General features: G+C 70.5%; 6 protein-coding genes and 2 riboswitches. All 6 genes read left to right on the forward strand.

What is annotated here, in order from left to right; translation table 11 throughout:
• Nucleotides 1-140: 140 nt before the first annotated feature.
• Nucleotides 141-284, forward strand: a complete 144-nt coding sequence (locus tag ABNT58_RS22345) for a hypothetical protein (RefSeq protein ID WP_250195674.1) — start codon at nucleotides 141-143, stop codon at nucleotides 282-284.
• 46 nt (nucleotides 285-330) lie between these two features.
• Nucleotides 331-431, forward strand: a riboswitch (glycine riboswitch).
• 12 nt (nucleotides 432-443) lie between these two features.
• Nucleotides 444-556: riboswitch (glycine riboswitch) on the forward strand.
• Between the two features lie 76 nt (nucleotides 557-632).
• Nucleotides 633-1,748: a glycine cleavage system aminomethyltransferase GcvT gene (gene gcvT / locus ABNT58_RS22350; RefSeq protein WP_348755607.1), complete on the forward strand. Its 1,116-nt coding sequence runs from the start codon at nucleotides 633-635 to the stop codon at nucleotides 1,746-1,748.
• A 61-nt stretch (nucleotides 1,749-1,809) separates the two neighbouring features.
• Nucleotides 1,810-2,184: a glycine cleavage system protein GcvH gene (gcvH, locus tag ABNT58_RS22355; RefSeq protein WP_348755608.1), complete on the forward strand. Its 375-nt coding sequence runs from the start codon at nucleotides 1,810-1,812 to the stop codon at nucleotides 2,182-2,184.
• Nucleotides 2,185-2,207: 23 nt separating this feature from the next.
• On the forward strand, nucleotides 2,208-5,084 hold the full coding sequence (gcvP, locus tag ABNT58_RS22360) for an aminomethyl-transferring glycine dehydrogenase (protein ID WP_348755609.1): 2,877 nt from the start codon (nucleotides 2,208-2,210) through the stop codon (nucleotides 5,082-5,084).
• Between the two features lie 57 nt (nucleotides 5,085-5,141).
• A complete protein-coding gene (locus ABNT58_RS22365) occupies nucleotides 5,142-6,533 on the forward strand; it encodes an L-serine ammonia-lyase (protein WP_348755610.1) in 1,392 nt (463 codons plus the stop codon).
• A partial coding sequence (locus ABNT58_RS22370; protein ID WP_348755611.1) for a hypothetical protein occupies nucleotides 6,533-6,861 on the forward strand: 329 nt, incomplete at its 3' end. The genes ABNT58_RS22365 and ABNT58_RS22370, both read left to right, overlap by 1 nt.

The raw sequence follows: 6,861 nt of genomic DNA on the forward strand, positions 1-6,861 counted from the left end.
CGCCAACATTGTTACGGAGTTGGGAAAAGCTACAGCAACCTTTGTCATCCGAATGCGGGGGTGGGTCGTTAGGGGGTCACGCGGCACGAATGCAAGCCGCGAGTTGACCCGCCATGATGATCCAGAAATCCGCTCATCCCGTGCCCGCCCACCATAGCCGCCGCGCCGAACGCTTCGAGCCGCCGGCCGACAAGGGCCAGAAGTACGAGCCCTTCCTGGTGCCGGCCATGGGCCGCGACCGCCGCAGCATGGCGCAGGAACTGCGCATGGACCAGCGCCGCTGATCCCTGCCGGGCGGCGCAAGCCGGGGCCGCCAGCGCCTCGGCTACACTGCCGCCGCCAGGAGAGAGCCGCTGCGGCATTCCACCGCAGCAGCCGCCGAAGGCGCAGGGGTCCACACCCCGAACGCTCAGGCAAAAGGACTGGCAAGACGCCCCACCCGGGCGTTCCTCACTGGAGAGAGGCGGGCCCCGAGCCCGCCCACCGAAGGGGCAAGCAGCGCCGCGCAACCGCCGGTGCCGCCAATCTCTCAGGTAAAGCGGACAGCGAGGGCATCCCCCCACTCACATCGCCTTTGGCGCTAGGGTGGGCGATCGATGGCCCCTTCGCTACACCCTTACCGGGAGACATGGATGTCCGCCGACCTGCTCCAGACGCCCCTGCACGCGCTGCACCTTGAACTGGGCGCCAAGATGGTGCCCTTTGCCGGCTACGCCATGCCGGTCAACTACCCCGGCGGCATCATGGCCGAGCACCGGCAGTGCCGCGAATCGGCCGCGCTGTTCGACGTCTCGCACATGGGCCAGCTGCGCCTGCCCGATGCGCCGGCCGCCGCCGCCGCACTCGAGACCCTGGTGCCGGCCGACATCGTCGACCTGGCGGTGGGCAAGCAGCGCTACACCCAGTTCACCAATGCCTCGGGCGGCATCCTCGACGACCTGATGGTCACCCGGCGCGAGGACGACCTCTTCGTCGTCGTCAACGCCGCCTGCAAGGCCGACGACATCCGCCACCTGCAGACCCACATCGGCCACCGCTGCCAGATCGTGCCGCTGCCCGACCGCGCGCTGCTGGCGCTGCAAGGCCCCCAGGCCGTCACCGCGCTGCAGCGGCTGAACGCGGGCGTCGGCACCCTGACCTTCATGACCGGCGGGCACTTCGTGCTGGCGGGTGTGGACTGCTTCGTCACCCGCTCGGGCTACACCGGCGAAGACGGCTTCGAGATCTCGGTGCCGGCCGAGGCCGCGGTCGATCTGGCGCGCCAGCTGCTGGCCCATCCCGAGGTCAAGCCCGCCGGCCTGGGCGCGCGCGACACGCTGCGGCTGGAAGCGGGCCTGTGCCTGTACGGCCACGACATCGACACCACCACCTCGCCGGTGGAAGCGGGCCTGGCCTGGTCCATCCAGAAGGTGCGCCGCCCGGGCGGTGCCCGCGCGGGCCACTACCCCGGCGCCGCCACCATCGAAAAGCACCTGGCCGGCGCCGCGCCCAGCAAGCGCGTGGGCCTGGTGGGGCTGGAACGCGTGCCGGTGCGTGAAGGCGCGGTGCTGCACGATGCCCACGGCCACAAGCTGGGCCATGTGACCAGCGGCACGCTGGCGCCCACCGTCAACCAGCCGATCGCGATGGCCTACGTGGCCATCAACCACGCCCACCCGGGCAACGAGGTGTATGCCGACGTGCGCGGCAAGCGCCTGCCGATGCGGGTGTGCGCCATGCCGTTTGCCCCGCACCGCTACCAGCGCTGATCCCCGGCGCTGCTCGCCTTTCTCCCCTCTTCCCACACCGCCCGAACCCAGGAGCGACCCCATGACCATCAAGTTCACCAACGACCACGAGTGGATCAACACCGCCGATGCCGGCGCCGCCGTGGTCGGCATCACGCCGCATGCGCAGGACGCGCTGGGCGACGTGGTGTTCGTCGACCTGCCCGAAGTGGGCAAGACCTTCAACCAGGGCGAGGTGGCCGGCGTGGTGGAGTCGGTCAAGGCTGCCGCCGACCTGTTCATGCCCGTCACCGGCGAGGTGGTGGAAGTCAACGAGGCGCTGCGCGCCGACCCGTCGCTGGCCAATTCCGACCCCACCGGCGCCGGCTGGTTCTTCAAGGTCAAGGTGGCCGATGCCAGCCAGTTCGATGCGCTGATGGACGAGCCGGCCTACCAGGACCTGCTCAAGACCCTCTGACCCCCGCCTGATAGAGCCCTTCCATGCTGATGTCCGCCCTCCAGCCGCTTGGCGACCTCGAGAACGAGGCCGAGTTCACCGCCCGCCACATCGGGCCCGATGCCGCCGACGAGGCGCGCATGCTGTCGGTGATCGGGGCGGCCTCGCGCCGCGCACTGATCGACGCGATCGTGCCGCGCGCCATCGCCCGGGGCGCGGCGATGAAGCTGCCCGCCCCGCTGACCGAAGCGCAGGCGCTGGCCGAGCTGAAGTCGGTGGCCGCGCAAAACCGGCTGCTCAAGAGCTTCATCGGCCAGGGTTACCACGGCACGCTGACGCCGCCGGTCATCCTGCGCAACATCCTCGAGAACCCGGCCTGGTACACCGCCTACACGCCCTACCAGGCCGAGATCTCGCAGGGCCGCATGGAAGCGCTGCTCAACTTCCAGACCATGGTCACCGACCTCACCGGCATGGCCATCGCCAATGCGTCGATGCTGGACGAGGCCACCGCCGCGGCCGAGGCCATGACGCTGGCGTTGCGGGTGGGCAAGAGCAAGAGCACCACCTTCTTCGTGGCCGACGACGTGCTGCCGCAGACGCTGGCGGTGGTGCGCACCCGCGCCGAGCCGCTGGGCATCACCGTGCAGGTGGGCCCGGCCGAAGAGGCCGGCAGCGCGCCCGCCTTTGCCGCGCTGCTGCAGTACCCGGGCGTGAGCGGCCGCGTGCGCGACCTGCGCCCGCTGATAGCCGCCGTGCATGCCCAGGGCGGCCTGGCCATCGTCGCGGCCGACCTGCTGGCGCTGGCGCTGCTGCTGCCGCCGGGGGAGCAAGGCGCCGACATCGTGGTGGGCAACACCCAGCGCTTCGGCATGCCGATGGGCGCGGGCGGCCCGCATGCCGCCTACATGGCCACGCGCGACGAGTTCAAGCGCTCGCTGCCCGGCCGCCTGGTGGGCGTGAGCGTGGACGCGCACGGCGCGCCCGCCTACCGGCTGGCGCTGCAGACGCGTGAGCAGCACATCCGCCGCGAGAAGGCCACTTCCAACATCTGCACCGCGCAGGTGCTGCCGGCCGTGGTGGCCAGCATGTACGCCGTGTACCACGGACCCGAGGGCCTGAAGCGCATCGCCCGCCGCGTGGCCAGCTACACCGCGCTGCTGGCCGCCGAGTTGCAGCAGGCCGGCTTCACGCTGGCCACGGCCGAGGCCTTCGACACCCTGGAAGTGCTGACCGGCGAACGCACCGGCGCATTGCTGGCCGCGGCCGAGGCCGCCGGCATGAACCTGCGCCGCGCCAGCGCCCATTCGCTGGGCATCACGCTGGACGAGACCACCACCCGCGCCGACCTGGCCGCGCTGTTGCGCGTGTTCACCGGCCGTGCCGATGCGCAGCCCGACTACGCCCGGCACGAAGGCGGCATCGCGGCGCTGATTCCGCCGCAGCTGCTGCGCGCCAGCGGCTACCTGCAGCACCCGGTGTTCAACACCCACCACAGCGAAACCGAGATGCTGCGCTACATCCGCAGCCTGTCGGACAAGGACCTGGCGCTGGACCGCACGATGATTCCGCTGGGCTCGTGCACGATGAAGCTGAACGCCACCAGCGAGATGATTCCCATCACCTGGCCCGAGTTCGCGCAGGTGCATCCCTATGCGCCGGCCGAGCAGCAGCAAGGCTACGCGCTGCTGAACCAGCAGCTGTGCGACTGGCTGGTGCAGGCCACCGGCTATGCGGGCGTGAGCCTGCAGCCCAATGCCGGCTCGCAAGGTGAATACGCCGGCCTGCTGGCCATCCGCGGCTGGCACCTGTCGCGCGGCGATGCGCAGCGCACGGTCTGCCTGATCCCCGAATCCGCCCACGGCACCAACCCCGCCAGCGCGCAGATGGTGGGCATGCAGGTGGTGGGCGTGAAGTGCGACGCGATGGGCAACGTCGACCTGGCCGACCTGCAGGCCAAGTGCGAAAAGCACAGCGCCCAGCTGGCGGCGGTGATGATCACCTACCCCTCCACCTACGGCGTGTTCGAGCCGCGCGTGAAGGAGCTGTGCGCACTGGTGCACCAGCACGGCGGCCGGGTGTACGTGGACGGCGCCAACATGAATGCGTTGGTGGGCGTGGCCGCGCCGGGCGAGTTCGGCGGCGACGTGAGCCACCTCAACCTGCACAAGACCTTCTGCATCCCGCACGGCGGCGGCGGCCCGGGCGTGGGCCCGGTGTGCGTGGCGGCCGATCTGGTGCCGTTTTTGCCCGGCGCGGGCGTGGGCCCGGTCTCGGCGGCGCCGCTGGGCAATGCCGCGGTGCTGCCCATCACCTGGATGTACATCCGCATGATGGGCAGCGAAGGGCTGACCGCGGCCACTGAGACCGCCATCCTCAGCGCCAACTACGTGGCCGCGCGGCTGGCCGACCACTACGACATCCACTTCAGCGGCGAGCTGCCCGGCATCAAGGGCGGCGGCGTGGCGCACGAGTGCATCCTGGACCTGCGACCGCTGAAGGACAGCAGCGGCGTGAGCGCCGAAGACGTGGCCAAGCGGCTGATCGACTACGGCTTCCATGCGCCCACGCTCAGCTTTCCGGTGGCCGGCACGCTGATGGTGGAGCCCACCGAGAGCGAGCCGTTGAAGGAGCTGGACCGCTTTTGCGACGCGATGATCGCCATCCGCGAAGAGATCGCGAAGATCGAGCGTGGCGAATGGCCGCGCGACGACCAACCGCTCAAAAACGCGCCGCACACCGCCGAGGCGCTGCTGGCCGCCGACTGGCCGCATGCCTACAGCCGCGAGCAGGCCGCCTACCCGGTGCCGGCGCTGCGCAAGGCCAAGTACTGGTCGCCGGTAGGCCGGGTGGACAACGTCTACGGCGACCGCAACCTGTTCTGCAGTTGCGTGCCGATGACGGAGTACGCCAGCGAGTGAGCCAAACCGGCGGTGCGCGCTTATCCTGCGCGCACCTCCTGTTACCCGTCTCGCCGCATGGCCGTCTCCGCGTTCGACCTCTTCAAGATCGGCATCGGGCCGAGCAGTTCGCACACCGTCGGCCCGATGCGGGCCGCGCGCCTGTTCACCGCCCGGCTGGCGCATGAAGGGCTGCTGACCCGCACCGCCCGGGTGCAGGCGCAGCTCTACGGCTCGTTGGGCGCCACCGGCAAGGGCCATGGCAGCGACAAGGCGGTGCTGCTGGGCCTGGCCGGCCACGAGCCCGACACGGTGGACGTGGACGCGGTGCCCGCGCTGCTGGCCGGCATCGCCGGCAGCGGGCGCATTGCGCTGCACGGCACGCACGACATCGGCTTTCTGGCCGCGAAAGACCTGGTCTTCCATCGCCGGCAGAGCCTGCCCTTCCATGCCAACGGCATGCGCTTTTCAGCCTTCGATGCTGGTGGCGCCGAACTGGCCGACAAGGTGTACTACTCGGTGGGCGGCGGCTTCATCGTCAGCGACGAAGTGGCCGCCGACGGCAGCCGCCAGAAGGTGATCGCGCCCGACACCACGGTGCTGCCGCTGCCCTTTGCCAGCGGCGCCGAGCTGCTGCAGGTGTGCGCGCGTGAAGGGCTGAGCATCGCCCAGGTGATGCGCCGCAATGAGCGCCACTGGCGCACCGACGCCGAGATCGACGCCGGCCTGCTGAAGATCTGGCAGGTGATGCAGGCCTGCGTGCAGCGTGGCTGCCGCACCGAAGGCGTGCTGCCCGGCGGCTTCAAGGTGCGGCGGCGGGCGGCGGCGCTGCATGCGGCACTCACCAGCCACCCCGAGGCCGCGCTTCGCGACCCGCTGCAGGTGCTCGATTGGGTCAACCTGTATGCGCTGGCCGTGAACGAAGAAAACGCCGCCGGTGGCCGCGTGGTCACCGCGCCCACCAACGGCGCGGCCGGCATCGTGCCGGCGGTGCTGCACTACTACGCCCGCTTCGTGCATGGCGCCAGCGATGCCGGCGTCATCGACTTCCTGCTCACCGCTGCGGCCATCGGCATCCTCTACAAGGAAAACGCTTCCATCAGCGGCGCTGAAGTGGGCTGCCAGGGCGAGGTGGGCGTGGCCTGCTCCATGGCCGCAGGCGCCTTGTGCGCGGTGATGGGCGGCACGCCAGAGCAGGCCGAGAACGCCGCCGAGATCGGCATGGAGCACCACCTGGGCCTGACCTGCGACCCGGTGGGCGGCCTGGTGCAGATCCCCTGCATCGAGCGCAACGCCATCGCGTCGGTCAAGGCCATCAACGCGGCGCGCATGGCGCTGCGCGGTGATGGCACGCACCATGTGTCGCTGGACAAGGTGATCAAGACCATGCGCGAGACCGGCGCCGACATGCAGACGAAGTACAAGGAAACCGCCCGCGGCGGCCTCGCGGTCAACATCGTCGAGTGCTGATGCGCCACGGCCGCGGTTGGATCATTGCGACGGCGCTGTCCACGCTGCTGGTGTGCAGCGCGGTGGCCACCGCCTATTCGCTGCAGGCGCGTCGGGCCGCGCAGTCGGCCGTCACCTCGCTGGCGCTCAGGCAGGCGGCCAACGACGTGCACGAGGCCTTCCACCACGTCACCTTGTCGGGCCACCCGGATTCGCCCTGGCAGCGCGCCCAGGGCGAGGCCCTGCTGCGGCGCGCCGCCGACACGCTGCGCCGCGTGGCGCAGACGCCCGGCGAAGTGGCGCGGGTGGATGCGCTGCTGGGCGCCGTCGAGCGGCTGCGGGCCCTGCC

Source organism: uncultured Aquincola sp., assembly GCF_964001545.1.
Classification (GTDB): domain Bacteria; phylum Pseudomonadota; class Gammaproteobacteria; order Burkholderiales; family Burkholderiaceae_C; genus Aquincola.

Coding starts and splice junctions, on each gene's coding strand:
- gcvT (WP_348755607.1), top strand. CDS start 633: ATGTCCGCCGACCTGCTCCAGACGCCCCTGCACGCGCTGCACCTTGAA.
- gcvH (WP_348755608.1), top strand. CDS start 1,810: ATGACCATCAAGTTCACCAACGACCACGAGTGGATCAACACCGCCGAT.
- gcvP (WP_348755609.1), top strand. CDS start 2,208: ATGCTGATGTCCGCCCTCCAGCCGCTTGGCGACCTCGAGAACGAGGCC.
- ABNT58_RS22365 (WP_348755610.1), top strand. CDS start 5,142: ATGGCCGTCTCCGCGTTCGACCTCTTCAAGATCGGCATCGGGCCGAGC.